The following is a 26,528-nucleotide window of genomic DNA, read 5'->3' as shown; positions in this document are numbered from 1 at the left end:
ATAATCCGACACACCGCACGCGAACGGGCGGGGCCCGGTCGCCTCACAGGTCGACCGGGCCCCGCCCGTCGGAACGCCGGGGTACGTCCGTCAGCGGCGCGGGCGCCTCAGAGCAGTCCGTCCCACATCTGCTCCAGCAGCACCGACCACCAGCTCTCCGGCGAGCCGAGCGCCGCCGGGTCCAGCGCGGCCAGCTGTGCCTGGAAGTCCACCGTCCAGCGGCCCGCCTGCTCCTGGTTCAGGCCGAACCTGAGCCGCCACATCCGGCCCAGCAGCGCCAGGCAGCGCGCGAACTCCGGCAGCCCCGAGTTCACGAACTGCGGCGGCACGGGCGCACCGCCCGGCCCCGCCTCCACCGGCACCGCCACGATGGCCGCCGTGCCGTACTGCACACAGATCGCCCGGCCGAAGTCACTGCCCACGACGAGGTACGAACCCGCGTCCGAGGCCGGCTGCACCCCGCGCTCGACCGCCAGCTCCGCCAGCGTCGGCACCGGGCGCCCCGGCTGGGCCTGCGCCCAGAAGAACGGGCCCATGTCCATCGGCAGACCCGCCGCCACCAGCGTGTGCGCCACGACCGGCGGCACGCCCTGCCGGGACACCGCGGCCTGCTCGAACCGGAAGACACCAGGGCCGAACGCGCCGCCCAGCTCCTGCCCGATGACCTCCGGCGGAACCGGCGGCACCGGCTGCACGTGCGGCAGCGGCGCGCGTACCGGCGCCGGACGGGCCGGCCCGTCGGCCACCTGGTGCAGCTCGCCCTGGTGCTCCAGCAGTTGCTGCATGCCCTGCTGCCGGCTCGCGTGGTCCGTGCCGTACGGCGCGATGGAGGTGATCCGCGCCTGCGGCCACTGCTCCCGGATCATCCGCGCGCAGTACGCGCCCGGCAGCACGCACGACTCCAGCTCCGTGTGCAGCTCCAGCACCTGGTCCGGCGGCACGTTCATGGCCCGCAGCTCGTGGAAGATCTGCCACTCCGGGTGCGGCGTACCCGGCGCCGAGCGCCGGATCAGCTGCTGCTCGGAGCCGTCCTGCGCGCGATAGCGCAGCACGGCCTGGTAGCCGGGACCGACGGTCGGCAGACCGGCGGGCTGCTGCGGATAGCCGTACGCCGGCGGCTGACCGGGGACGGGCCCGCCGGGCGGCGGCATCGCACCGGGCGCACCGGGCGGACCGGGCGGCATCGGCTGTGCGGCTCCCGGGCCACCGGGGACACCAAAACCACCAGGGCCGGGACCACCGGGGACGCCCGGGGCACCCGGAGGCGGCGGAGGCGTGCCGGGGCCGCCCACCGGGGGCGCGGCCAGCACGGTCTGCGCGTGGTGCACGGCACCGCCCGCACCACCCGCAACTCCCGAGGAGCCCTGCGGGCCGGGCGCACCGGCACCCGGAACACCCGGAACACCGGGAGCGGCAGGGGGCGGCGGCGTACCCGGACCACCGGGCGCACCCGGGACTCCGGGCGCACCGGGAGGGGCCGGAGGACCGGGCGGACCGGGCGGCTGGGGCGCACCGCCACCCGTCCGGCCCGGATCGGCCAGCATCGTGGCGGCATGGTGCATCCCGCCCGGGGGCGTCCCGCCGGGGGCGCTCGGCGGAGGCGGCGTACCCGGAGCAGCGGGAGCAGCGGGAACACCGGGAGCACCGGGAGCACCGGGAGCACCGGGAGCACCGGGAGCACCGGGAGCACCGGGAGCACCCTGCCCCGCCGGAGGCTGCGGCGCGCTCGGCGGAGGCGGCGTACCCGGACCACCCGAGCCACCCGGATCCCCCGGCCCCTCGGGACCGAGCGACGACACCAGCTGCGTCGGCACGTAACCGCCCGTCGGCGCACCCGGCGCGGACGGCGGAGGCGTACTCCCCGGCCGCGCGCCCGGCGCACCCGGGGCCCCCGGCGGAGGCGGCGTGGTCGAACCACCGCCACGGCGCGGCGGCGCCGCCTTGCTGGTCGCGGCGTCAGCGATCTCCCCGGCGTTCGGCGCGAGCGGCCGGGCCGGGGTGGCGTGCGCGCCGGGACCGGCGGACGGCTGCGGCGCGGGCGGGGTGGCGTGCGCGCCGGGACCGGCGGACGGCTGCGGCGCGGGCGGTGGTGTGCCCGCCCCCGCGGACGCGGCCCGCGCGTTCGGGTCGTCGATCGCCGGCGCGAGCGCGGTCGGCGGAAGCCCGCTGCCGCCCGACATCAGCGCCGTCTTGGCGTCCGACGTCGCCGCGGGCGGCGGCGTGTCGTCGTCGGCACCGCTCAGCGGCGGCGCGAACACGGTCTCGGGCAGCGACACGGAACGGTCGTCACCGGCGTCCGCGTTGGTGTCCGTCCCCGCCCAGGGCGTCGCCCCGGCAGGCGCACCCGGTGCACCGGACGCGTCCGCGCCGCCGGCACCGCTCGCCCCGGCGGCCGGCCACGCCGTACCGCTCCCCCGCGCCTCCGCGGAAGCCGCCGGTGCCGACGGCGCCCCGGCCTGCGTCTCGGGAAGCGCCCCGGCCGGAGCCCCGGCCCCGACACCACCGGTGTCACGGCCGCTGTCGTGGTCCCCCCGCCGGCGGTCCGGGATACCCAGCTTGTCCGCCGCCTCCTGCAACCACTCCGGTGGACTCAGCAGGAACGACGTCTGATTCAGATCCACCCGCGCCGCGGGCGCCGGCGCCGGCTCCGCGGCCTCGTCGGGACGGCCGTACTCCTCCTCGTACCGGCGGATCACCTCACCCACCGGCAGCGAGGGCCACAACGTCGCCTCACCACTGTCCCGGGCGATCACCAGCCGCTGCGCGCCCCCGTCCGAGCGCGGCCCGTCCGCACGGTCCTCGGCCCACACCACGAACCCGAGGTCGAACTCCCGCACCCGCACCTCACGGTGCTGGTACGCCGGCAGCTCGCCGTTGACCCATTCCTCCGCGCGCTCCTGCGCCTGCGCGAACGTCACCATCGTCAGCTCACTCCCCTACAGACGCCGACGCCACGGGCACCGCGCGCGCGAAACCGCCGTCCACCATCAGGTTCGCCACCGTCTCCAGCTCCTGCGGGGACCCCGCCAGCCGCGACAGGAACACGTCGAAGTCCTCACCGCACGGCAGCAGCAACCGCTCCACACGATCCGCCGGCGGCGTCGAGGGGTCCACGTCCCGCACATCGTCATAGGCGCAGAACCACACCGAACCGATCCGGTCGCCCTTCACCTTCACGGCGAGCAGACCGCCCTGGACGAACGCGACGCCCAGGTAGTCCTTGGTCAGGTGGTCCCGCAGACACTTGTTGACGTAGACGAGGTCGTTGACCGCCGCCTCCTCACGCACCGTGAAGAACGGCTGGTCGACCAGCAGCCCCAACTCCGCGTCGAGCGCCGTACCCACCGGCGCGCAGCCGCCCGCCGCCTTCAGGAACGATCGGTAGGCGCCCGGCAGCCGGTACCCGAGGTCCTCCTCGACGCCCAGCACCTGCTGCTCCGACACGGCGACATCCGACTTCGGCAGACCGAAGTGCGCCGGACGCGTCTCCTGCAACGGCCGCGTCCCGCGCCTGCCCTGGTCCACCGCCGCCGTGGCGATCCCGCCGTGGTGGCGCAGCAGCGCCTTCACCTCGACCGGGACAAGCTCCATCCGTCGCGACCCGGCCACGTGGTGCCACGTCCAGCCGTGCGGCGTCGCCACCGCCGGCACCGTGTCCCACAGCTCGTGCCCCGACGCCGACAGCGCGGCGTTCGCCGACACGTAGTCCGTCAACCGCAGCTCGTCGACCCCGAAGCCCTCCGGCGGGTCCGCGATCTCCGCGATCGCGCGGGCGTACGGCGAGAAGACGGGGTAACCGCCCTCGTCGACCCGTACCCCTCTCGGGTGACGTGCCGCCCGCACCGGATCCGGGAAATGTACGACCTGCCCGGCATAGGCCGCGTTCGGCGGCGCGGCGTGTCCCCCGTCCTGGCGGCCGGGAGGCGCCCCCAGCCCGAGCCGACCTGTCGTCATGGCGGTTGCCCCCTGCGGCGTCTGTCTGATCTGCGTCTGTCTGATCTGTCTGCACTGTCCGGTCACCGCACGCGATCGCGGTGCCGACAGCCTATGCGGTACGACAGGACCGGTCACCGGCACCGGACCCCGCACCCGACACCCACCCCTCCGCTTCTGTGACCTGCCGTCACCTCGTCGTGACGGAACGCCCATACCCGGGCGTGTCACCACGCCCCAGCTTCCGCAGCAGCCACGGGATTTGGCACTCTGTGACCTTCGGGGGGATGCTCAGGAGGGGAAGATGATCATGAGTGCGACACAGGCGGGACCTCACACCGGGCGGTCGGAGGACCCCCGCGGCGGCGACCCCCGCATCGGCTGGAGCGCCACCGAGGCCCTGCACGCCCCCGCCCTCCAGCACCGCCGCGACGGCATACTCCCCACCGTCGCCGCCGCACTCTCGGTACGCGGCACCACGCTCACGGGCACCGCCACCCGCGCCGACACGCCGCCCGCCCTGCACCACCTCGTACAGGACTTCCTCGACACCCTCACCAGTGGCCAACGCGACCGTTACACCGGCCGCTGCGCCGAAACCATCCTCATCTCACGGCACCTGGCCACCGCGGACGCCACCCGCAGCAAACGCGCGGCACGAAAACCCATGACCAACGGCGAAGCCCGCAAGGCACTCAAGCACGCCAAGCTCACCACCCGCCGCATCCGCGAGGACGGCGACCCCCTGCACGGCAGCTTCGCCGCCCCGTGCCGCGCCTGCACAGCCCTCAGCGCGCACTTCGGCGTCCGCATCGTCGACCCCACCGCGAGCGGCGCCTGACACACCGGCGACCGACGCGGGCACCCCGCCCGCGCGTCACCGACCGCCCCAGACGCAGCCCCAGACCCAGACCCAGACCTAGACCTAGACGAACCAAGGGCAGATGCAAGCCGACCGCACCTCCACCACCCGCTTCCCCGTCCCCGTCGACGCCGCCCTGCGCGACGCCGGCTGGCAGCCCGGACGCTGGGACATCAAGCAGGCCGAGATCTGGGCCGACGCCCTGCGGGAGCACACCTCACCCGCCGGGCACCGGCACACCGTCTTCCCCGCCGCGGTCGAGGCCTGGGCCGAATTCGGCGGCCTGCACATCGCCCCCGCCGGCCCCGGCCGCCAGATCGCCCCCGCCACCCTGCACCTGGACCCCCTGCACGGCCTCCACATGGCCCGCACTCTCGGTGACCTCGGCCGCGCCCTCGACACCCGGACCTGCCCCCTCGGCACCGAGACCGACAGCCAGGCCCTCATCGCCATCGACACCGAAGGCCGCGTCTACGCCCTCGACCACACCGGCGACTGGTACCTCGGCCCCGACATCGACCAGGCCCTCGCCACCCTCGTCTCCGGCGCGCAGCCGACCCGCCTCACCACGGGCTGACAGGCCACCGCGAGCTGAAGACCACCACGGGCCGACAGGCACAGACCGGCAGGCACGGGCCGACAGGCACAGACCGGCAGGCACGGGCCGACAGGCACAGACCAGCAGGCACGGACCACGGGCGCGGACCGACAGACGCCGCGGCCGGCCTCCCGGCTACGACGCCGGAATCACCGCCGACACCCGGAAACCCCCCGCGTCGGTCGGCCCCGACACGAACACGCCGCCCAGGGCGGTCACCCGTTCCTTCATCCCGACCAGCCCGTTGCCCCCGGACGGCAACCGCGCCGAGGACGACTCGTCCGGCGGCGGCTCGTTCTCCACCTGCATCGCGACCTCCGACGCCCGGTGCGCCAGCCGCACATACGTCTTCGCGCCCGCCGCGTGCTTGTGGACGTTGGTCAGGGCCTCCTGCACCACCCGGAACGCCGTCGACTCCACCTCCGCCGCGTACGAACGCCCCTCCCCCTCCACGGACAGGTTCACGACCATCCCGGCCGCCTCCGACTGCCCGATCAACTCGTCCAACTCGGACAGAGTCGGTCCGTCGACGGACCCCTCACCGCCGTCCGCGGCCCGCGAGGCCGCCGCCGCCGCGGCCACCCCCACCGCCGCCAACGGCACCGAAGCCCGCTCGGCACGCCCACCGTCCCCGCCGCTGCGCAGCACCCCGAGCATCTCCCGCAGCTCCGTCAACGCCTGCCGCCCCATGTCCCCCACCAGCGCGGCGTTCTTCACCGCCTTCTCGGGGTCCTTCCGAGCCACGGCCTGAAGCGCTGCGGCATGCACCACCATCAGACTCACCCGGTGCGCGACCACGTCGTGCATCTCCCGCGCGATCCGCGTGCGCTCCTCGTTGCGCGCCCACTGCGCGCGCTCCTCCGCACGCTCGGCGAGCAACTGAAGCTCCCGCTCCAGACTGTCCGCCCGCTCCCGCAAACTCTCCATCAACCGGCGCCGCGCCCCCACGTACATGCCCAGCAGCAGCGGCGGAGCGGTCATCCCCAGGGACGTACCGAGCGACGCGAACGGAAGGAACCAGTCCCCGAAATCCACGCCGTCCGCCGCCATGTCCTGCCGCAGGCGCACGAACGTCACGATCAGCATGCCCAGGAACGACATCCCGGCCAGCGACGCGATGATCCGCCGCGGCAACTCCGACGCCGCCAGCGTGTACAGGCCGACGACGCCCAGCAGAAAGCCCATCTCGGCCGGCGTGACGGCGATCCCCACCAGCACGACCGCGAGCGGCCACTTCCTCCGCACCACCAGCACCGAACCGGCCAGCAAGCCGAAGACGACCCCCGCCGCCATCGGAATCCCGGCGTCCCGCGCGAACGGGACCCCCTCCACCGCGCACTCCAACGCGGACACGGCACCGAGGCTCACATCGAGTACCGCACCGCGCCGCCTGTCCCACCACCAAGGCCCACCCCGGGCCGCTACGTGGTCTTCCCCCGTCGTGGTCATGCCCTCCAGCCTACGGGCGGCGGGCGCCCCATTTCCGGTGACTTTCGACAAACGATAGGACGCGATATCCCTCGAACTGGTGAACCCCAAACCGTTCGGCTCCGGAGGCGAGGATTCCGGCCGGACGGTATGCCCATGGCACATTCACCGAACAAGTACGCCGACTTCGAGGGGCTGCGGGAGCGGGCGGTGGCGCTGCGGCGGGCCGGCTACAGCCTCCGGCAGATCCGCGACGAGCTGAAGGTCTTCAACAACGACATCCTCAGCCGGCTGGTGAAGGGCGAGCCGCCGCCGGAGTGGACCAAGCGCCCAAACGCAAAGGACGACGTCAAGGCCAAGGCGCGCGAACTGCGCCTCCAGGGATGGACGTACGACCGGATCGAGGTCGAGTTGGGCTGCTCCAGGAGTTCGGTGTCGCTGTGGGTGCGGGACCTTCCGAAACCCGAACCTCGATACACCCCGGAAGAACAAAGGGCCCGCATGAACGCCGGCCTCACGCGCCTGCGCGAGGCGCAGGCCTCGGAGCGCGAGGGTGTGCGGGCCGCGGCCAAACAAGAAGCCAGCGACCTCGGCGACAGGGAGCTGTTCCTGGCCGGCGTGGCCCTCTACTGGGCCGAGGGCTCCAAGAGCAAACCGTATGACCGACGCGAGCGGGTCGTCTTCGTGAACAGTGACCCGGGAGTAATCGAGGTCTACCTGGCCTGGCTCGACCTGCTTGGCGTGAGCCGCGACCGTCTCACCTACCGGATCCTCATCCACGAATCGGCGGACGTCACGGCAGCCCACGAGCACTGGGCGGGTATTGCCGGAATCGCTGTCTCGGCGTTCGCCAAGCCCACCCTCAAGCGGCACAACCCCAAGACCGTCCGGAAGAACACCGGCGACAGCTATCGAGGATGTTTGGTCGTGGGAGTCGCCAAGGGCGCCGATCTGTACAACCGCATCGAAGGCTGGTGGAGCGGCATCGTGACTTCCGCGCAGATGCGACTCCGGTAAGGTCTGATGCGCTGTCCCCCGTGGTGTAACTGGCAGCACACTGGTTTTTGGTACCAGCAGGACAAGGTTCGAATCCTTGCGGGGGAGCTACAGCGCACAACGCCTGGGTTCGGGCCCTGACTGTCGGCGAAAGCCACCGTCAGGGCCCGCACTCATGTCCCCCACGAACCGCCCCGGTATCCTGCGGACGTCCACCCCCACCCCAAAGCCGAAGGGCATCCCGTGAGCGCCATTCGCCCGGCAGCCGTCGTCGTTCTCGCAGCGGGTGAGGGCACCCGTATGAAGTCGGCCACCCCCAAGGTCCTGCACGAGCTGTGCGGCCGGTCCCTCGTCGGACACGTGCTCGCCGCCGCCGGTGAGCTGGACCCCGAGAACCTGGTCGCCGTCGTCGGGCACGCCCGCGAGAAGGTCACCGCGCACCTCGCCGAGGTCGCCCCCGACGTACGCACCGCCGTGCAGGAGCAGCAGAACGGCACCGGGCACGCGGTGCGGATGGGCCTGGAGGCGCTGGGCGGTGCCGTCGACGGGACCGTGGTCGTGGTCTGCGGCGACACCCCCCTCCTCACCGGCGAGACGCTCCGGAACCTCGCCGCCACCCACACCGCCGACGGGAACGCCGTCACCGTGCTGACGGCCGAGGTGCCGGACGCGACGGGGTACGGCCGGATCGTGCGGGACGGGGCCTCCGGTGCCGTCACGGCGATCGTGGAGCACAAGGACGCCTCGGAGTCGCAGCGGGCGATCCGCGAGATCAACTCGGGCGTCTTCGCCTTCGACGGGCAGCTGCTCGCCGACGCGCTCGGGAAGGTGCGGACGGACAACAGCCAGGGCGAGGAGTACCTCACCGACGTCCTCGGCATCCTGCGCGAGGCCGGTCACCGGGTCGGCGCGTCCGTGGCCGGTGACCACCGGGAGATCGCGGGGATCAACAACCGCGTGCAGCTCGCCGAGGCCCGCCGGGCCCTGAACGACCGGTTGCTGACGCGGGCCATGCTGGCCGGTGCGACCGTCGTCGACCCGGCGACGACGTGGGTCGACGTGACGGTGACCTTCGAGCGGGACGTCGTCGTCCACCCGGGTACGCAGCTGGAGGGCTCCACGCACCTCGCCGAGGGCTGCGAGGTCGGGCCGAACTCCCGCCTCACGGACACCCGTGTCGGTGCGGGCGCCCGCGTGGACAACACGGTCGCCCTCGGCGCTGTGGTCGGTCCGGAGGCGACGGTGGGTCCGTTCGCGTATCTGCGGCCCGGCACCCGGCTCGGCCTGAAGGCCAAGATCGGTACGTACGTGGAGACGAAGAACTCCTCGATCGGCGAGGGCACCAAGGTCCCGCACCTCTCCTACGTGGGTGACGCGACGATCGGCGAGTACACGAACATCGGCGCGGCGAGCGTCTTCGTGAACTACGACGGGGAGAGCAAGCACCACACGACCGTCGGCTCGCACTGCAAGACGGGTTCGGACAACATGTTTGTGGCTCCTGTCACGGTCGGGGACGGTGCCTACACCGCCGCCGGCTCGGTGATCACGAAGGACGTGCCGCCCGGTTCGCTGGCCGTGGCCCGTGGCCAGCAGCGGAATATCGAGGGTTGGGTGGCTCGTAAGCGTCCGGGGAGCGCGGCGGCGAAGGCGGCCGAGGCGGTGTCCCGGGAGGCCGGCGGCGAAGGCTGACCGGAAAGCGGCGCGTCGAACACGGCGTACCGTGATAGGTGCACACCCGCACCCCACCAGCTGAGACGCCCCCGCGGCCAGTCGGGAGAGCGCCTGTGACGCTCAGCTGCGAAACCTCTGAGGAGACAGTGCTGTGACCGGGATCAAGACGACCGGCGAGAAGAAGCTGATGTTCTTCTCCGGCCGCGCCCACCCCGAGCTTGCCGAGGAGATCGCCCACCAGCTGGGTATCGGGGTCGTCCCGACGAAGGCCTTCGACTTCGCAAACGGCGAGATCTACGTGCGTTATCAGGAGTCGGCGCGTGGTGCGGACTGTTTCCTGATCCAGAGCCACACGGCCCCGATCAACAAGTGGGTCATGGAGCAGCTGATCATGATCGACGCGTTGAAGCGCGCGTCGGCCCGCTCCATCACCGTCATCGTGCCGTTCTACGGTTACGCGCGGCAGGACAAGAAGCACCGGGGGCGTGAACCGATTTCGGCGCGTCTGATCGCGGACCTGATGAAGACCGCGGGTGCGGACCGGATTCTGGCCGTGGATCTGCACACGGACCAGATCCAGGGCTTCTTCGACGGTCCGGTGGACCACCTGTTCGCGCTGCCGCTGCTGGCGGACTACGTGGGTGCGAAGGTGGACCGCTCGAAGCTGACGGTGGTCTCGCCGGACGCCGGCCGGGTGCGGGTGGCGGACCGCTGGTGCGACCGTCTGGGCGCGCCGCTGGCGATCGTGCACAAGCGGCGGGACAAGGACGTGGCGAACCAGGTCACGGTGCACGAGGTCGTCGGTGACGTGAAGGGCCGGATCTGTGTCCTGGTCGACGACATGATCGACACCGGTGGCACGATCTGCGCCGCGGCGGACGCGCTGTTCGCGCACGGTGCGGAGGACGTCATCGTGACGGCGACGCACGGTGTGCTGTCGGGTCCGGCGGCGGACCGGCTGAAGAACTCGAAGGTGAGTGAGTTCGTGTTCACGGACACGCTGCCGACGCCGCACGAGCTGGAGCTGGACAAGATCACGGTGCTGTCGATCGCGCCGACGATCGCGCGTGCCGTGCGTGAGGTGTTCGAGGACGGTTCGGTGACGAGTCTGTTCGACGAGCAGTAACCGTTCTGCAGGGCGTCCACCCTGATCGTTTTGGGTACGGCCTTCCTCTCCGAGTAGACTGCTGAAGTTGCTCGGCGAGGGAGGCCGTACTCGTCTCTTCGGAGGTGTGGGTACGGCGGTCCGTTATCGACGCGCTCTTCGTAGCAGGCCGTTCGTGGCCGGGTGACCACGTCCGTTCTGCTTTCTACGAGGAGTGATCATGTCTGAGGTCAAGCTCACCGCCACGACGCGCAGCGAGTTCGGCAAGGGTGCGGCGCGCCGCATCCGCCGTGACGACAAGGTTCCGGGTGTTCTGTACGGTCACGGTTCGGACCCGCTGCACCTGACGCTTCCGGGTCACGACCTGCTGATGGCGCTGCGCACGCCGAACGTCCTGATCGCGCTGGACATCGACGGCAAGACCAACGAGCTGGCGATCCCGAAGTCCGTGCAGCGTGACCCGATCAAGGGCTTCCTGGAGCACGTCGACCTGCAGCTGGTGCAGCGTGGCGAGACGGTCAGCGTCGAGATCTACGTGCAGACCGAGGGCGAGCTGGCCCCGGGCGGCAACCTGCTGGAGCACGTGCTGAACGCGCTGCCGGTCGAGGCCGAGGCGACGCACATTCCGGAGTCGGTCACCGTCTCCGTCGAGGGCCTGGAGGCCGGCGCCTCCATCCTGGCCAAGGACATCCCGCTCCCGGCCGGCACCAAGCTGGCCGTCGACGAGGACACGGTCGTCCTCCAGGTTCTGGCCGCGCAGGCCGAGGAAGCCCCCGCCGAGGGTGAGGGCGAAGAGGCCGCCGAGGCCTGATCCTCGCTACGGTCTTCTTTCGTCGGCCGCTGTTCCCGTGCGGGGCAGCGGCCGACGCGTATGTGTGGACGGGGCGGACTGGTATGAGGGATACGAAGGAGACAGGGACGTGACGACGGACGCGGATGCGCCCTGGCTGGTGGCCGGTCTCGGCAATCCGGGCCCCGAGTACGCCTCGAACCGGCACAACGTCGGTTTCATGGTGGCGGATCTGCTGGCGGAGCGGATCGGGGCACGGTTCAAGCGGCACGGCAAGGCGCAGGCGCAGGTGGTCGAGGGGCGGATCGGGCCGCCCGGGCCGGCCGGCCGGCGGGTGATCCTGGCGAAGCCGATGTCGTTCATGAACGTGTCGGGCGGGCCGGTGACGGCGCTGCGGGACTTCTACAAGGTGCCGGTCGGCAACATCGTGGCGGTCCACGACGAGTTGGACATCGACTACGGCGTACTGCGGCTGAAGCTGGGCGGCGGCGACAACGGCCACAACGGGCTGAAGTCGATCACCAAGGCGCTCGGGTCGGACTACCACCGGGTGCGGTTCGGAATCGGGCGGCCGCCGGGGCGGATGCCGGTGGCGGATTTCGTGCTGCGGGACTTCTCGTCGACGGAGCGCAAGGAGCTGGACTACTTCGTGGACCGGGCGACGGACGCGGTCGAGGCTCTGGTGATCGAGGGGCTGGAGCGGGCGCAGAGCGCGTACAACTCCTGAAGGGTCTGCCCTGCAGGCCCCTGCGTTCAGAGACGCAAGGTCAAGAGCCGGGCGGGCTCCCCGAGAACCGATGCGGCCCTGCCCGGATCCGCCAGGCGAGCGGCCAGCGTGGCCGTGGCAAGGCGTTCCGGCAGGGCAGCGCTGAACTTCAGTCCCCGCAACGCCCGCGGGTCGACGGAAGGCAGGCTGAGCTGCTCCGCTGCCCGGGCCCTGGCTTGCTGCCACTCGGTGACCGTCAGGTCCTCCCGGAGGCGGATGCAGGCGTCCGTGGGGTACTGAAGGGGGTCGGCGATCTCGCTAAGGGTGGCCGCAAGAGTGGCGTTCGCCCTCTGCCCGGCCCAGGTCCACCAGCGCACGCCGGTGTCGCGACCGCCACGGACGACGACGGTTCCGCCCGGATGCACGCGTTCGACAGCGTTCTCGCGGGCGGCGGCCAGGGCGTCGTGGGCGCGCCGTGTCAGCGTCACGGGCGGATCGGTACCGAGCAGGACTTCGCGTACGCCGCGTGTGATCTCGTACGAGGCGCCCCGGGCGAAGCCCGCTCCGGCCCACCGTGCCTTGCCACCACTCTCCACGGGTTCGACGAAGCACCGGCGCCTGGACCAGTCGATGTAGGCGACCTGCCAGCTGCGTCCCGCCAGCAGGAGGCGTCGAGGGCCTGCCACTTTCTCGGTCAGCAGGGCGGGATCGGTCGATCCGATCTCCTTGCGGCCGAAGAGCACGGTGAACTCCGGCGCGGCCGTGAACACCGCCGTGAGGTCCATGAAGTGTCGGTAGCCGAAACGCTGCTCCGCTTCGGGGCCGATGAACAGCATGCCGCCGTCGCGTTCGAGGTAGCCCTCGTCGATCAGGTGCTTCACGATCGGTTCGGCCGGGGGGCCGAAGGGCCCCAGCCCGCCCCACCATTCCTGCCAGAGGTGTTCCCCGACGGTGTTCTCCTGCAGGCAGAGGGCGAGTACCTGCTGGGCGGCGATGTGCCGGGGCTCGGGTGGGGCCACCACTGGTTCGACCCAGCCCCGTGACCACTGCAGGAGCAGGGCCGCGGCGGCGAGCAGGCCATCTGTGTCGAGGGTGAGGAAGAGACAGTTGCGGGTGGTTCCCGGCCGTCTGCCGGTTCGGCCCAGGCGCTGGAGGAAGGACGCCACGGTGGGCGGGGCGTCGATCTGGACGACGCGGTCGAGGTCACCCACGTCGATGCCGAGTTCGAGGGTGCTGGTGGAGACGATGACGCAGTCGCGTGCCTCGCTGAACGCTTCCTCGGCGCGTCGGCGCTCGTCGACCGCGAGGGAGGCGTGCGAGAGAAACGTGGTCACGCCTTTGGCACGCAGGCACTCGCCGAGCTTCTCGACGTCCCGCCGGGTCTCGCAGAAGACCAGGCGTTTCTCTCCTCGGTGGAGTGAGGCGATGACGGTGGCGGCGTTCTCCAGGGAACCCACGTAGTCGAGCTGGATGTCTCCGGACGGCGGGAGGCCGGCCATCGGTGCGAGGCTGCTGACGTCGACCACCTGTGAGGGTCGTTTCCCGGCACCGGAGCCCTGCAGCCAGGACAGGAGCTGCGGAGGATTGCCCACGGTCGCGGAGAGGCCGATCCGCTGCACCGGGCGGTCGGCAATCCTTTCCAGGCGTTCCAGCACGGCAAGGAGGTGCCAGCCCCGGTCGTCGCCTGCGAAAGCGTGGACCTCGTCCACGACGACCGCTCGCAGCCTCGAGAAGAAGGCGCGGTGATCGACATTTACGCTGACCAGCATTGCTTCCAGCGACTCCGGCGTGGTCAGCAGGATGTCGGGCCGCTCCCACAGAATGCGTTTGCGCCGGGACTGTGAGACGTCGCCGTGCCAGAGGGCCGTGGAACGTCCGAGCCATGAGGTGTAACTCTCCAAGCGCGGCAGCAGGTTATTGAGCAGTGCTTTGAGCGGACACACGTAGAGGATCGAGGTCCCCGTCCACCGTGCCTCGGCCATCTTCGACAGCAGCGGGAAGGCCGCAGCTTCGGTTTTGCCGCCGGCGGTGGGCGCGAGAAGCAGCGCGTCCGTGCCGTCCATGAGCGGATGGACGGCGGCCTTCTGCAGGGGGCGCAGATCGGGCCAGCCGAGAGTGTTGGCGATGTGGTGCAGGACGATGGGGTGGAGCCGGTCGACCGAGCCCGGGATGTCTCCGGAGTTCACGGGCGCCTCACAGAGGGAGTTCGATGTCGTCGGCCGAGCCTGCCGCGGCGTTCCTCTCGGTGCCGGTCAGCTCGGAGTCCGTGACCGTGAACGCGTAGTGCTTGCGTGGATCGAAGTCCTCGAACTGCTCCACACGGTCGAGTACGTCACCCACGAGCTTCTTGAGGAACAGTCTTGGTGCGACGCCGACTCTGCCGCCGAGATTTCCCGCCACGGCGCGCGCAAGGTCAGCCACGTAGGAGTCGTCGACGACGACGCGTACTCGCCCTGCGGCTTCGCGTTCGGTGCCCGAGGCATAGATGTCCCGGACCCTGCCGCCTAGTTCGGTCAGGGATTCCACGGTGAAACCGGGGAGCCTGAGCTGCACGGCGCGCGGGTTGTCGAACCGTGGGTCGGTGGTGAAGTCAGTGGCCAGACGCTGGGCGAGCGGTGCCAGCCGCTGGACGCCCTGCGGCCCTTCGAAGAAGGCGGGCGTGCCGGTGACGAGAAGGTAGAGGCCTGGGAACCGCCCGGAGTGCACCTCGTCGATGAGCTGGCGCAGCGCGTTGAGTGCCTTGTCCCGGGCGTCCGAACGGACTCGCTGCAGAGTTTCCACCTCGTCGAGGCCAAGCAGCAGTCCGGGGTGGCCGGAGTCCTTGAGTACGGTCAGCAGGCCTTGGAGGAAGCCGAGCGCTCCGAAGTGGTCCAGGTCACCGCGGACGCCCGCACTGCGGCGAGCCGCCGCGGCGACGTGGGGCTGCCCGCCGAGCCAGGCGAGGACGGATTCGGCGGTGGCGTCGTCGCCCGCGTCCTGGGCGCGCCGGTAACCGCGCAGAGCGGTGGCGAACGCCGGTGCGACACGGGAAACCTCGACGAGGCGTGCGGTGAGGAGGCCGTCCACGGCCTCCTGCAGTTCGTCGTCGGTGGCACCGGCGGCGAGTGCGTCCTCCTCCAGGGCATAGAACCAGGCGTCGACGACCGGTCGGAGGGCACTGGGCGGGAAGGTGCTGGTGGCGAGGCGTTCGGTGAGTCGCCGGTAGACCTTTTCCAGTTTGTGGAGGGGTGTCTCGTTCTCGGAGATCTGCACTTCGGCGACGGCGAAGTTGCGCTGCTTGGCGCGTTCGGCGAGCCAGCGGGTGAAGAAGGTTTTGCCCGAGCCGTATTCGCCCCGTACGGCTTTGAAGACGGCCGATCCGGTGGCGACCGCGTCGAGTTCCGCGTCGACGGCGGCCTCGAACCGGCTGAGTCCGACCGCGAGGATGCCGAGTCCGGTCTCGGGTACGACGCCTCGGCGCAGTGCGTCGATCAGTCGCATGCGGCGTTCGGGACTGATGCCCTGGGCTTTCACGTCCGTGCTCCGCCTGTCGTGTCGATGCGGAACTGGCGTCGTAGCAACGGTACGTCGAGCCGGAGGGAGCGTCCGTTGTCGGTGAGGGTGAGGACCTCCGCCTGGTCGTAGTTGAGCACGCGTTGCAGTGTGGCGGCGAAGCCTGCGGCGCGCGTGGCGCGTTTCCCGGCCTGTTCCGCGACCACGGTGACCGGCAGGATTCCGTGGGCGTCGACGAGTGCCCGGACGGCCTTTGCGACGGTGTCGAATTCCTCGGGGCGTGGCAGTGAGCCGAGCTGTGCGCTCATGATGTCGGACGCGCGCAGCTCCTCGACGAGCTGTTCGGCGGCCGAGGCGGGGGCGCGGACAGGCTGGGGAGGAGCGGCGGCCGTCTTGGGCGGCTCGGCTGTGCTGATGTCGTCGAAGGACAGCAGGGCTCCCTGGCCGCTCTCGTGCTCAGCGGCCTGCTGCTCTTCCGCCCTCTTCCTCTGATCGGCGGCAGAGGGGGTGCGCCTGGCCGGCGATGTGACGGCCGGTGGTGTGGTGGCCGGTGGTGTGGTGGCCGGTGCCGGTGCGCCGGGAACGGTGCCCTCATTCAGGGACCACCAGAAGGGCCGCTGGGGGCCGAGCTCTCGCCAGCCCTTCGGTACGGAAGCGCCGTGGGGGACAAAGGCCAGCACGGGGATGGCGGCTTCGGCCAGGGCGACGCCGCCGTGGTATCCGGCCTGCCGGTTTCCGTAGCGCAGCCCGGTGTCCCACAGTGCGGTGATGCGCTGTCCTTCGGCGACGACACGCCGCCCGGTGAGGACAGTCTCGCCGCGGGACGCCGGTGTGGTGCCTCGGCGGTGCCGTGCGGAGAGTGCGTCGGGGACGTTCTCCTTGTCGGTGCCGTGGTCGATGACGTGGCCGTGGTCGGCGGTGATGACCAGCGCACGACCGGTGGTGCGGGCCTGGGTCAGCAGTTGTTCCATGCCGAGGAGTTCGTTCAGCTGCCAGTGGGACATGGCCCGGTCCTCGCCCAGGCGGTCGTCGACGGTGTTGACGACGACGGCGACGTGGATGTCGGGATCGGCGAGTGCCTCGGCGAGTTCACCGCCGAGGGCGTGTCCCGCGTCTCCCCGCAGGTCGGCCTTGTGGAAGAGCTGGACTTTCGCTCCGCCCCAGAAGCGGTGTGCCGCGAAACGCCTGCGTTCCTCCTGCTGGTCGATCTCGGTGAGTTCCCCGGCGAAGAGCGAGCCGCGGGAGGCCCGGGTGATCGTGGGCAGCGCAGCGAGCATCCCGCGCCGCTGCCGGTCTCCCGCGGTGTCGGTCACCGGGTCGTATTCGGCCCAGGACCGTGTGCGCAGTTGCTCGGCGAGGGCCGATGCCACGGCGGCGCTCGCTCCGTCGAGTACGACGAGGAGGAGCGGCGGGCTTCCGGCGCTCGACGCGCGGGCGGGTTTGACGACCGGTGCCAGGACGCGGCGGGTGAAGTCCTCGACGACGAGGGCGTCGCGGGGCGCGGCACCGCTGCGGGTCTCCTCGGTGAGGCGGGTGGCGAATGCCTCGTCGAGAGCGTGCCGCCGGGCCCGTACGGCGGTGCTCAGTGTGGCGAGCGCGCCGGGCAGTTCCGGGTGTGCGTGGTCGCCGTCGCTGATCCAACCGTGGGCGAGGTCGACCCATCCGTAGGTGGCGATGTGCTGCTGCACCGCCTCGGCCGCGGTGGCGAATCCGGTAGCCGGGGGCTGGGCGAGCCAGTGCACGAGTCGCTGAGCCATACGGATCCGGGTCATCGTCCTGCGGTGGCTGGCGAGCCGGGACAGCTCGTGCCCGGCCAGCCGTTCGACGGCGCGTGCCAGGTCTCGGACGCGCCGCTCGGCCGGGGACTCGCCCGGGTCGGTGGGAACACAGGCGGCCAGTACGCGGGCAACAGCTCCGTAGCGTGCCTGTTGCCCGGTCTCGAGCAGGTCGCTGGCCGCGGCGGCGTCCTCCGCCCCCATGTCACGGATGAGGACGTCGGCCCGGGCCATGAGGGCACGGGGGTCGGGCCCCGGCAGCACCGGCTCGTCCTCGGTCACGTCCGCGGAGCGAGCGGTCAGCAGAACCCGGACGTAGTCCTCGGTCTCGGCGCCGAAGGCGGCGAAGGTGTCGTCGTCGAGCCGTCGACCGCCGAACTTGAGCTCCGCGCGCCCACGGGCTCGGTCCACTCCCGTGGGTGCTTTCCCGCCCCACAGGGCAGCGCACACCAGCCCCATGGGCACCGCATCCGCCCCGTTGCCCGCCTCGAACAGCGCGAACAGGGCGGTGAGCGCCTGGTGAGAGCGAAGGCCCACCCGGTCGGGGTCGGCGAGCCAGGCCGCCAGTCCGCGCCGTTCCTGCTTGCGCAGCGAGGCGACTCGTTCGACCGCGCCGGGAGCGAGGGACCAGGCCAGCAGAGCGTGCAGGTCGAGCCGGCCGGGGTCGAGGCGGTGGGCGGCGGTGGACAGCCGTCCGGCGGCGAGCCGGGACAGGGCGGTGTCGCGGGAGAGGACCGTGCCGGGCGTCTTGGGCCAGCTCTCCTGGCCCGCCGCGTCGATGAGGGCTTCGGCGGCCCAGCCCTCCGCGATCAGGCGGGGGTCGAGGTCGACGGCGCCGAAGAGGCGGCGGACGACGGCCCAGGGCTCTATGGGGTAGACGCGGTTGCGGTAGACCCGGGCGAGCAGGCCGGGGCCGAGGTCGGCGTCCTCCACGTCGGTGAGGACGGCGAGCACGTCCCGTTCCCCGGCGTCGATCCGGTCCCATGCGACAAGTGTGTCCAGCACGGCGAGCGGTGAGACGGCGGTGGTGATGTGCGCGCTCCGGCCGCCGCCGAGCGGCAGCCTGCGGGGCCCGTTCCAGTGCGGCTCCGCACGGATGAGGACGATGCGGGGCTCGCCCTCGGTGAAGGAACGGGCCTCCAGTACCTGGACGACGGCGGCGGGGTGGGCAGGCCTGGGACGGGACTGCCCGGTGCCGTGTCCGGGCGGTGGAGCGGTGGTGCTGTTCGTGCTCACGGCTGGTCGATCACCTGCCATGTGACCTGGACGCGGACGTGCGGGTGGATCTCGGTCACTTCGGCGAGTTCCGCCCGCAGCCGGTCGGTGGCGTCGGCGGCCTCCGCCTCGTACTGTCCGTGCGACTGCTCCGGTACGGCGACGGACGTGCCGTTGCCGTACCGGCCCGGAGCGCCGTTGCTGGGCAGGGGGAACCGGGTGGGCGCGGGACCGGGCTGCGGGGCGGCGGGGGCCGCGGGCGGCGACGTCTGTGCGGCGTTGGCACGGCGCAGAATCGCGGTGAGTTCCCTGGTCGCCCTCTCCAGCGCGGTACCGAGGACGGCGGTGTTCTCGTCCGCCCGTGCCGTGCCGTGCAGGGAGTCGAGGACGACGCGGGCCTCGGTGGCGTACGGCTCGCGCACGTCGCGGGCCATGTCGTAGACGCTGGACCAGGGCACGCCCGTCAGCGCGCCGAGGACGGCGGGCGCACTGATCAGGGACGTCCCGATCCGCTCCTGGCCGGCCCGGTCACCGGTGTCGGCACCGGCGAGCAGGGTGACGACGGCAAGCGGGTCATGCCGGTCTGCGTCGGCCAGGTCGTCCACGAGGACGGCTGCGCGGCGTGCGGTGCCGAGGCGCCCCTCGTCGTTCTCGGTGTCCAGACCGAGGTAGCCGGCGTGCTCCTCCAGCTCGTCGACGAGCTTCCTCGCCGCGGGGCGCAGCTGCGCGGCCCGTGCCCTGATCCGGTCGCTGAACTCGGCGATGATGCGGGCCCGGCGCATCGGCGACAGCGGGCCTTCGCCGAATATCCGCGCCGCGCGCTCGACGGCCTCGTCCCACGCCTCCTCGGTGGGGCGTTCCTGCGCCCGCAGGCTGTAGACGGTCTTGAGGGCGGTGGGGTCGGCGACCGCGGCGGGACCGTTGTGGTAGGTCCACACCCGGTCGGTGCGCTCGGCATAGGCGCACAGCACCAGGTTGGCGAGGACCGGGTCGAGGCCGTACGGCAGGGGCTCGTCGATCCAGCCGAGGAGGACGTGGACGGGAATGTCCTTGTCGTCGTAGGCGGTGCCGGCCTTCTGCCCGAAGTGCTCCTCCCAGTGCCGGCCGAGCTGGAAGCGGGCCTCGAACATGGTGCCCAGTTTCAGACCCTTCTGACCGGCGATGCGGGCCATCAGCGGGCGGTCCTTCGGACGGATCTCGACGACGTCGGTGCCTTCGTCGGAGGCCTCGCGCAGATACCCGAAGACGGTCTTGACGTCCGCTGTCCGCACCGACAGCTGCTCGTTCTGCGGGTCGAAGTCGGGGTGGGCCGGGTACTGGTGCGCGAGGGCGCCGGAGATGATGCGCCGCGCCGCGTCGTACAGCGACTGGTTGTACTCCAGCACGATCCCCTGCATGTCGGGGACGGGCAGGATGTGCTCGTCGTAGCCGCCCACGACCGCCGGGTCCTTCGGCAGGAGGCCGTAGGCCTGCTTGAGGGCGGTCCGTACGGTGCTGGACAGGCGGCGGTGCTGGTTGCGCAGGGCGTCCTTGGCACGTTCCCGGTCGTTGGGGCTGAGGTGTCCGGCGTAGGACTCGAAGCGCTGTCCGTTGAGAACGTAGTCGATGATGACCAGCCGCTGGAACTTCGTGTACATGGCGTGCGTGAAGTGCGCGGGGATCCAGCCGATGGTGCGGATCTCGTCGTGGTCGGGGAGGTTCTTGAGCCGCATGATGCGGTCACGGTCCTCGGCCTCGCCGTAGACGTCGTCGAAGGGCATGTCGACGATGAGCCGCCAGTTGCCCGGCTGGCGCGGCTTGACCTTCTCGTCGTCCAGGGTGTTGGCGTCGGCGAGGTTCCCGAAGAGGACCTCGGCGGACCGCCGGGAGCCGCGCCACGACAGGTTGAGCTGGTCGTCGAGCTGCCCCTCGGTGACCCCCAGTTCCTCCCACAGCATGCGCTTGAGGAGGCCGCGGCGGTTGGACGGGTTGTTGTTGGTCTGGGCGCGGGTGATGATCGACTCGTAGTCGACCCCGACGAGCTCCAGGGAGATCCCCGCGTCGGGTCCTTCGGTGTACTTGATCTCGCCGAACTCGTCGGCCCACTCCTTGGCCTTCTTCGCGACCTCCTTGGCCTCGAAGCCGCGCACCCGGGAGGTGACGATGCCGTGGTTGAGGGCGGTGAGCCGCTTGACGGTCAGGTTCTGGAAGGCGGGCACGGCTGGTACGAGGGCGGACAGCAGCAGCGTGCCGATGAGCCGGTTGTCGACGATGAACGACTCCACCCGGGCGCGTACGGCGGGGTCGAGTCCGTCCGGGTCTCGGCGATACGCCTCGGTGTCGTCGGAGGTGAGCTCGTACCGGCCGAGGAGGTAGGGCTGGAGCTTGTTCTTGTACAGCTCCTGCGCTGACCGGAACTGCTCCCGCAGGGTCTGGGTGAAGGGGTCGCTGCCGCCCCGGTACAGCACCTCGTACAGGTCGCCGAGGGGCACGAGCTGGCCAAGGCGGAGGGTGTCGCGCTGGTCGTACAGCATCTGGCCCATGAGCTTCAGACCGGTGCGGGAGCGGGACAGCGCCTCGGCGACCCGCACCAGGGTGTCCATGAAGGCCGGCGAGAACGGGAAGGCCCGGCGGAAGGCGTCCTCGTCCGCGGTCGTGATGTCCTTGCTGTCGCCGAGCAGCGCGTCCCACACGTCGGGCTTCACGCGCTTGATGTTGGTGAACGCCTGGTCGATGCGAGCCTTCGCGTCGGGCACGTCCTTGCGGGGCTCCAGCAGCCGGGCGTGCGCGATCGCCGGCAGGTCGCTGTCGGGCAGCGGGATCGTCCGGAACCGGTCGTCGGCCAGGGAGAGGGTGTCCTGGATGGACACCTCGGCCGAGCCGAGCACGGCCTCGTCGCCGACCAGTTCGCGCAGGTCGCGCTGGCGGGCGATGAAGGAGACCACCGGGATGGCCCGGCGGGCGTCGCTGCCCTCCACGAAGTTGGTGATCTTGGCGGCCTGCTCGGAGACGAACTTCTCGTCCCGGATGCGGTTGGCGAGCCACAGGATCAGCTCGTCGAGGAAGAGGACGAGCGCGTCGTAGTTGAGGGACTTCGCGTGCGCGGCGATGATGCCGAGGCCCCTGTCGAGGGAGACGAACGCCTGCCGGTCCTCGGCAGCGTCCCGGAAGAGCCCCTTGAACCAAGTGGTGAGCGCATCGGAGGCTAGCTTGGCGCGCAGCCCGCCGGGGGTGACGGGCTCACGGTGCCACTGCGGGTCCACCTCGTTGAGAGTGTCCTCGTCCGTCTGCTCGGCGGCGAGCGCAGTGTCCAGCTTCTCAGTGGTCCAGAAGACCGAGTCGCCCCACTTGTCCTCGGCATCCCCGCCCGGCAGTCCGTCGATGAACGCCTTGTCGCCCATCCGCTCCCGGTGGCTGCGGACGTTCTCGAACAGCGCGTCTGTGCGATAGACCTGCGGGATCGGGGCTTCGGGGTGGAGACGGCGGATGTGCTCCACGTAGCCGCCGAGCACCTTCTGTTCGAGGGACTTGCCGTCGAGCATGTGGAAGGGCAGCAGCAGGAACTTCGTGTGGTGCAGCCAGGGGTGCTCGCGCATGGCCCCGGCGAAGCTCTCGTGACCGCGCATCCTGAGCGACGCCCGCTCCTGAATGCCGAGCAGCGCGGCCAGCACCGCCATGAAGTGGGACTTACCGGAGCCGAAGGAGCCGTGGAGGTAGGCGGCCTTGGAGCTGCCGCTGGTCAGCGCGGCCTCGATGAGGGACAGGGCCTCCCCGAACTTCTCCACGAGGTTGTCGGTGAGGACATACGCGTCCAGCGCCTTCGAAAGCTCCTCGTCGCTACCCAGCGCCTCGGTGAGCTTCAGCACGAAACTCTCGTGGCTGATGGTGGTCGGGATGTCGATGACCTCACGCAGCAGTGGCTGGGTGGGGTGTGCCATCGCGTACTCCTCGTGTGTCCCGTCAATGCCCGCTCGGCCGCCCGGGCCGGCCTGAGTGGTTGCCACCGCTCGCCGGGCCGTCCGCCCCTGTATCCGGGTGCCGCACGCACCGGTCACCGGACCGGCGCCCCGCCCGCCGTACCACCCGCGCACGGCACACCCGATCGCCCGACCCGGACGGCCCGCGTCACCCGAATACCTCAGCCTAACGTGCGGGGCGCACGGAACTGCCGGGTTTGCGCGGGTGAGCGGAGCGCGGGCGGGGAGGGTGGGCAGGACCCTCGCAGTGGCCCCGCGAGGGGTGGCGACTACTCCTGTCGGTCCCCGGACTCCGCCGGGGCGGCGGGGGCCCCTTCGTCCTTCGCCTTCCGGCTCTTCCCGCCGGCGGGCTTGCCCGTGCCCTTCTTCGCCGCCTTGCGTGCGGGGCGCCAGGCGCGCAGCTCCTCGTCCGTGACCGCGAACTCCTCCTCCCGCTGCCAGTCCAGCAGCGCCTCCTCGAACATGCCCGCGTCCTCGGGATGCCACTGCTTCAGCCACGGCAGCAGCTCCAGCAGACCCGCGAGGTAGGGGATGAAGTCCTCCCGCTCCCAGTTTCCGGAGGTCGTACGGGCCTCGATGGTCTCGGTGAGGGCCGCGGCCTGCTCCAGGTGATCCCAGCCACCCCAGCCCAGGACCTCGATCGCCGGGTTGAGGGTGCGGCTGTAGGAGATGAACCTCTCCTTGGGGACGTCGAGGCCGCCGCGCTGCGTGGCGTAGGAAGCCTTGCGGAAATCGGCGGTTGTGTACTTCGGCGGGACGGGAGTGCCGTCCCTGATCTCCAGCGCCTTGCGGTGATCCCCAGCGGCGGTGGCAGCGTCCTCCTCCCGCTGCCGCTGCCAGACCTGCTCCCAGACCTCGCGCTTCTTCTTCTGTGCCGCCTCCGTGTAGCGCAGGGCCGCCAGGAACGGCACATGCTGGTCTTCGACCAGCTTGGGGACAATCACGGACAGCTCCTCGCCGGGTGCGTAGAGCTCCGCGACTGCTACGAAATCGTGATCACGGGTGAGGTCGTCGACCAGCTCAGGGAGAGAGCGGGTGCGGGGGCGTTCCGTCCCGTCGTAGTCCGTCTCGTACCAGAGCTCCCGGCACTCCATGCGCGCGAGCAGCCACTCCTTGAGCGCTGCCTGCTGCTGGACGTCCCACTCGTCGGTAAGCCAGCGCCGCTTGTACTCGGGGCGCTCGATGAGCCCGATCACGGAGGAGTTCTTCATGGCTTCGAGCCGGCGGCGGACGGTCTCCTTGTACGCATCGGGCCAATCGGTCGGGATCTCGCTGATCATCTTGGACTTGTGGCGCCGGAACCATTCCGTCTTGACGCCCTGATCCTTTACGCGCTTGCCGAGGTCGATTTCGAAGGCTCGCTGACCTAGGGCGAGGCCTTCCACGGGAAGCGCACCTTCGGGTGCGGTGAGATCATCGGACAGCCCGTAGATGCCGTAGACCTCCCAGTCCAGCTCTTCCTGAACGGCGATCATCCGGGCGCGGATGCGATTCCATTCTGACTTCGCCTGCGTCAGAAGCTCTACCGTGGGCGGTTTGCCCGGATCGGCTGCAATGGCGAAGGGATTCACCAAAGCGAGCTCTTGGGCGAGGGCATCCAATTCGGTTGCGTGGGCAGCGGGAAACCTGACAGGGAGTGGAAATTCTTGAACGTTAGTCCCATTGAACTGATAGAAATCATCGAACGGAACCCTCGACTGCCTCGCACCTTTCTTGTCGACAGCACTCCCCTTACTGTGACACATTTGCTTTAGCCAGAAACATGCGACAGACGAGTTCAGGACACCAAGATAGTTGAGATGCTCCTCGTCCGTGGCACCTTCATGCAGTTTGATAATGGGGGCGGTTCTATTGAAAAGCGCGCCTTCTCGATCAAAATTGAAATGATTATGGGTTGCTACTTCAGCAAAATTGATACACAGTGGAGTTCGAAGTTTGACTCGAGTAAGCCGACCGAACTCATACCACTTCATACCTGCCTCTAGTTTGGTTTTGTGCCCAAACATGATGCCCCGCGACAAGTTAGTCCTGGCAGGCCACATGTAACGGAGTATCGCCCCCTCCACTGCCTTCACAGGCGTCAGGTCTTGGCGGTAAGGGAATACCGCTACGTTCTCGGGCGATACGCTCCAATCTCGCACCTCGTCACCAAGTGCAACGGTGCGAATGAAGGAAGGGTCCAATCCCTTACGTTGCACGCTTACCCGCGGCAGCACATAAAGATCATCCTCCAGCGTGAAACTGGCGATTCCGACTGACTGGACAACATCCTCAAGGCGCCTGACCATCGACTTCTCGATTTCAGCGAGAATTTCTACCGCACCATCGGCAAGCATCCACGGATGCTTGCCGAAGTAACTAGCTCGATCGAGATTATCGACAGAAACCCAAGCGCCTGAACTTCTTCCAGGAGCATCGACCCTCTCTACGATATCTCTCCATACGAGACCAAACTGTGGATCCTTCGGAGGGGCAGGTTCTCCTTGCACTCCACGGACAGCCCGTACGGTCTTTGCACCGAGGGAGGAAGGACGGTTCCGCCCAATAATGATTACTGTTGGAGTGCCATGACCAGGAATATAGGCCCCAGAAGAGTCAATCACCTCGGTCAGATCTACGGAATTCTTGAGGTACCCCTGTACCATTTTTTCGCCGAATTCGCGTTTCATGAAAGAGTTGGAAGTGATTTGCCCGACATAACCAGGCTCGGCAGCCCCTTCCTCATCTCGGATTGCAAGTTCGAAAAAGCGCTGCATGAAAGGCACGGACAAAACATACTTCCCGTGGCAAACATTTCTATACAGGCGGCGGTAAGTGTCCCTGAGGGTGGAATCCTTCACAGCAATGTAAGGCGGGTTCCCAACCACCGCATGGTAACGACCCGGCTTAAGAATGTCGAGATGCTCAGTCAAATCTTCCGTATTGAACCAGAAATCGCGATCGCCCTCCGCGCGCGAAACACCATCTGCTTCGAAGAGCTTCCCTTGCTCACTCTTCAGCAAGGCATCCCCTGTCGCAATATGGAGCGGCCAATCATATCCGGCTGAATCTTGCAAACTCGCTACGCCGGCGGCCTTGAAGGCAGCAATAAGCAGACGGAAACGAGCGATCGCCACGGCAAATGGATTGACATCGACGCCATGCACTGCATTAAGAGCACCCGCAACGCGAACGTGGACGTCGTCACTGGGAGCCTTCCTCTCCCACTCTGCGAGGACACGATGGAACGCCCCCAGCAGAAAGTGCCCTGATCCACAGGTTGGATCGATCATCTGAACAACGTCATGTCCGAAGCGCTCAATTGCCTTATCTAGCGTACGCTCGAGAATAAATTCCTCGACGAACTCAGGCGTCTGAAGGAGCGCGTATTTATCTTTGGCTTCTTGCGAGAGATCTTGATAAAGGTCGCCGAGGAAGCGAGTGCCCAGTTCGGGGTCTTCGAAATCATGCACAATACGAGTGCCAAACTCGACAATTTCCTCATGGAGGCGCCAAAACTCGATCAGACTCTTCGCTCCTTCGTTGGAGAGAGGGATCTGGTAAAGCGGATTATGGGCTCTATCGAAAAGCATTTGCCCGGCTGGCGAAGCACCGATCTCATCAAACGCTGACATAAGCCAGTCACGGTGGGTATGAGCGGGATTAAGCGTCATGAACTGGTCATGTCGCTCCTGGGCGTGTGTCTGATCGCCAGGTGCTGAGCCTGCCAGGAACGGGTGTGGAAGAAGGTGGTTGTCCTCACAGAAGCGAACGAAAACCGTGCCGAGAATCCATGCAACGGCCGCCTGTGTCACGCGCTCACCGACCCACTCGGAGGATGCAGCCGACGTTCTACGTGCCCTGAAGGCCATGTCATGCTCATTGAGAAGTCGTCGCTCGACCTCGGGAAGCGCCCCAAGCTGGGAGTGAAGGTCCTGCTCGACCCCGGCCACCTGCTTCTGCAGGTCCTTGAGCAGACGCGCGCTGTCAATCACTGAGCCCACCAACAGTTGAGGTGT

General features: G+C 69.4%; 15 protein-coding genes and 1 tRNA gene. 8 read left to right on the top strand and 8 right to left on the bottom strand.

Going from position 1 to position 26,528, the window contains the following annotated elements; all coding sequences use genetic code 11:
* Positions 1-107 precede the first annotated feature (107 nt).
* Both ACIQ1J_RS12310 and ACIQ1J_RS12305 read right to left on the bottom strand, forming a co-directional pair.
* Positions 108-2,921: an SUKH-4 family immunity protein gene (locus tag ACIQ1J_RS12310; RefSeq protein ID WP_403556487.1), complete on the bottom strand. Its 2,814-nt coding sequence runs from the start codon at positions 2,919-2,921 to the stop codon at positions 108-110.
* Between the two features lie 7 nt (positions 2,922-2,928).
* Positions 2,929-3,954 carry an SMI1/KNR4 family protein gene (locus ACIQ1J_RS12305; protein WP_403556485.1) on the bottom strand — a complete coding sequence of 342 codons (1,026 nt, stop codon included), beginning with the start codon at positions 3,952-3,954 and terminating at the stop codon, positions 2,929-2,931.
* A gap of 289 nt (positions 3,955-4,243) precedes the next feature.
* Between ACIQ1J_RS12305 and ACIQ1J_RS12300 the strand changes: the two genes are divergently transcribed.
* A complete protein-coding gene (locus ACIQ1J_RS12300; RefSeq protein WP_403556483.1) occupies positions 4,244-4,774 on the top strand; it encodes a YwqJ-related putative deaminase in 531 nt (176 codons plus the stop codon).
* Positions 4,775-4,877: 103 nt separating this feature from the next.
* Positions 4,878-5,372: an SUKH-3 domain-containing protein gene (locus tag ACIQ1J_RS12295; protein WP_210963422.1), complete on the top strand. Its 495-nt coding sequence runs from the start codon at positions 4,878-4,880 to the stop codon at positions 5,370-5,372.
* Between the two features lie 156 nt (positions 5,373-5,528).
* On the opposite strand, the gene ACIQ1J_RS12290 is transcribed toward ACIQ1J_RS12295, so the two are convergent.
* The gene (locus ACIQ1J_RS12290) at positions 5,529-6,842 is read right to left on the bottom strand and encodes a sensor histidine kinase (protein ID WP_403556481.1); all 1,314 of its coding nucleotides are present in this window, start codon (positions 6,840-6,842) and stop codon (positions 5,529-5,531) included.
* Positions 6,843-6,977: 135 nt separating this feature from the next.
* Between ACIQ1J_RS12290 and ACIQ1J_RS12285 the strand changes: the two genes are divergently transcribed.
* From ACIQ1J_RS12285 to pth, 6 genes are all read left to right on the top strand, one after another.
* Positions 6,978-7,838 (top strand): hypothetical protein, encoded by an 861-nt coding sequence (locus tag ACIQ1J_RS12285; RefSeq protein ID WP_403556479.1) that lies wholly within the window; start codon positions 6,978-6,980, stop codon positions 7,836-7,838.
* 14 nt (positions 7,839-7,852) lie between these two features.
* A tRNA-Gln gene (locus tag ACIQ1J_RS12280) sits at positions 7,853-7,925 on the top strand.
* Positions 7,926-8,060: 135 nt separating this feature from the next.
* Complete coding sequence (glmU, locus tag ACIQ1J_RS12275; RefSeq protein ID WP_210963420.1) at positions 8,061-9,509, top strand: bifunctional UDP-N-acetylglucosamine diphosphorylase/glucosamine-1-phosphate N-acetyltransferase GlmU; 1,449 nt, start codon at positions 8,061-8,063, stop codon at positions 9,507-9,509.
* A gap of 133 nt (positions 9,510-9,642) precedes the next feature.
* Positions 9,643-10,617, top strand: a complete 975-nt coding sequence (locus ACIQ1J_RS12270) for a ribose-phosphate diphosphokinase (protein ID WP_121747477.1) — start codon at positions 9,643-9,645, stop codon at positions 10,615-10,617.
* 199 nt (positions 10,618-10,816) lie between these two features.
* On the top strand, positions 10,817-11,407 hold the full coding sequence (locus ACIQ1J_RS12265) for a 50S ribosomal protein L25/general stress protein Ctc (protein ID WP_210963419.1): 591 nt from the start codon (positions 10,817-10,819) through the stop codon (positions 11,405-11,407).
* A gap of 109 nt (positions 11,408-11,516) precedes the next feature.
* Positions 11,517-12,113, top strand: a complete 597-nt coding sequence (gene pth, locus ACIQ1J_RS12260) for an aminoacyl-tRNA hydrolase (RefSeq protein ID WP_403556476.1) — start codon at positions 11,517-11,519, stop codon at positions 12,111-12,113.
* Positions 12,114-12,139: 26 nt separating this feature from the next.
* Here pth and ACIQ1J_RS12255 read toward each other — a convergent pair whose 3' ends face one another.
* The 5 genes from ACIQ1J_RS12255 to pglX form a co-directional block, all read right to left on the bottom strand.
* Positions 12,140-14,278 carry a DEAD/DEAH box helicase gene (locus tag ACIQ1J_RS12255; protein WP_403556474.1) on the bottom strand — a complete coding sequence of 713 codons (2,139 nt, stop codon included), beginning with the start codon at positions 14,276-14,278 and terminating at the stop codon, positions 12,140-12,142.
* Between the two features lie 7 nt (positions 14,279-14,285).
* Positions 14,286-15,605 carry a BREX system ATP-binding protein BrxD gene (brxD, locus tag ACIQ1J_RS12250; protein WP_403556472.1) on the bottom strand — a complete coding sequence of 440 codons (1,320 nt, stop codon included), beginning with the start codon at positions 15,603-15,605 and terminating at the stop codon, positions 14,286-14,288.
* Positions 15,602-18,595 carry a BREX-2 system phosphatase PglZ gene (gene pglZ, locus ACIQ1J_RS12245; RefSeq protein WP_403556470.1) on the bottom strand — a complete coding sequence of 998 codons (2,994 nt, stop codon included), beginning with the start codon at positions 18,593-18,595 and terminating at the stop codon, positions 15,602-15,604. Before pglZ ends, brxD begins: the two co-directional genes overlap by 4 nt.
* Complete coding sequence (locus ACIQ1J_RS12240) at positions 18,592-22,491, bottom strand: DUF6079 family protein (RefSeq protein WP_403556468.1); 3,900 nt, start codon at positions 22,489-22,491, stop codon at positions 18,592-18,594. The genes pglZ and ACIQ1J_RS12240 overlap by 4 nt, the downstream gene beginning before the upstream one ends.
* A 308-nt stretch (positions 22,492-22,799) precedes the next feature.
* Positions 22,800-26,504 carry a BREX-2 system adenine-specific DNA-methyltransferase PglX gene (gene pglX / locus ACIQ1J_RS12235; protein ID WP_403556466.1) on the bottom strand — a complete coding sequence of 1,235 codons (3,705 nt, stop codon included), beginning with the start codon at positions 26,502-26,504 and terminating at the stop codon, positions 22,800-22,802.
* Positions 26,505-26,528 lie beyond the last annotated feature (24 nt).

Origin of the sequence: Streptomyces sp. NPDC097107 (assembly GCF_044762405.1) — a bacterium.
Taxonomy (GTDB): Bacteria; Actinomycetota; Actinomycetes; order Streptomycetales; family Streptomycetaceae; genus Streptomyces; species Streptomyces thinghirensis.
The sequence above is the reverse complement of the archived record's forward strand: the minus strand, read 5'-3'. Positions and strand labels throughout refer to the sequence as shown.

Bases quoted from the DNA above. Each gene is read 5' to 3' on its own strand.
- ACIQ1J_RS12265 (WP_210963419.1), top strand. From the start codon at position 10,817: ATGTCTGAGGTCAAGCTCACCGCCACGACGCGCAGCGAGTTCGGCAAG.
- ACIQ1J_RS12240 (WP_403556468.1), bottom strand. From the start codon at position 22,491: ATGGCACACCCCACCCAGCCACTGCTGCGTGAGGTCATCGACATCCCG.
- ACIQ1J_RS12290 (WP_403556481.1), bottom strand. From the start codon at position 6,842: ATGACCACGACGGGGGAAGACCACGTAGCGGCCCGGGGTGGGCCTTGG.
- ACIQ1J_RS12295 (WP_210963422.1), top strand. From the start codon at position 4,878: ATGCAAGCCGACCGCACCTCCACCACCCGCTTCCCCGTCCCCGTCGAC.
- ACIQ1J_RS12300 (WP_403556483.1), top strand. From the start codon at position 4,244: ATGAGTGCGACACAGGCGGGACCTCACACCGGGCGGTCGGAGGACCCC.
- ACIQ1J_RS12305 (WP_403556485.1), bottom strand. From the start codon at position 3,954: ATGACGACAGGTCGGCTCGGGCTGGGGGCGCCTCCCGGCCGCCAGGAC.
- ACIQ1J_RS12310 (WP_403556487.1), bottom strand. From the start codon at position 2,921: ATGGTGACGTTCGCGCAGGCGCAGGAGCGCGCGGAGGAATGGGTCAAC.
- ACIQ1J_RS12285 (WP_403556479.1), top strand. From the start codon at position 6,978: ATGGCACATTCACCGAACAAGTACGCCGACTTCGAGGGGCTGCGGGAG.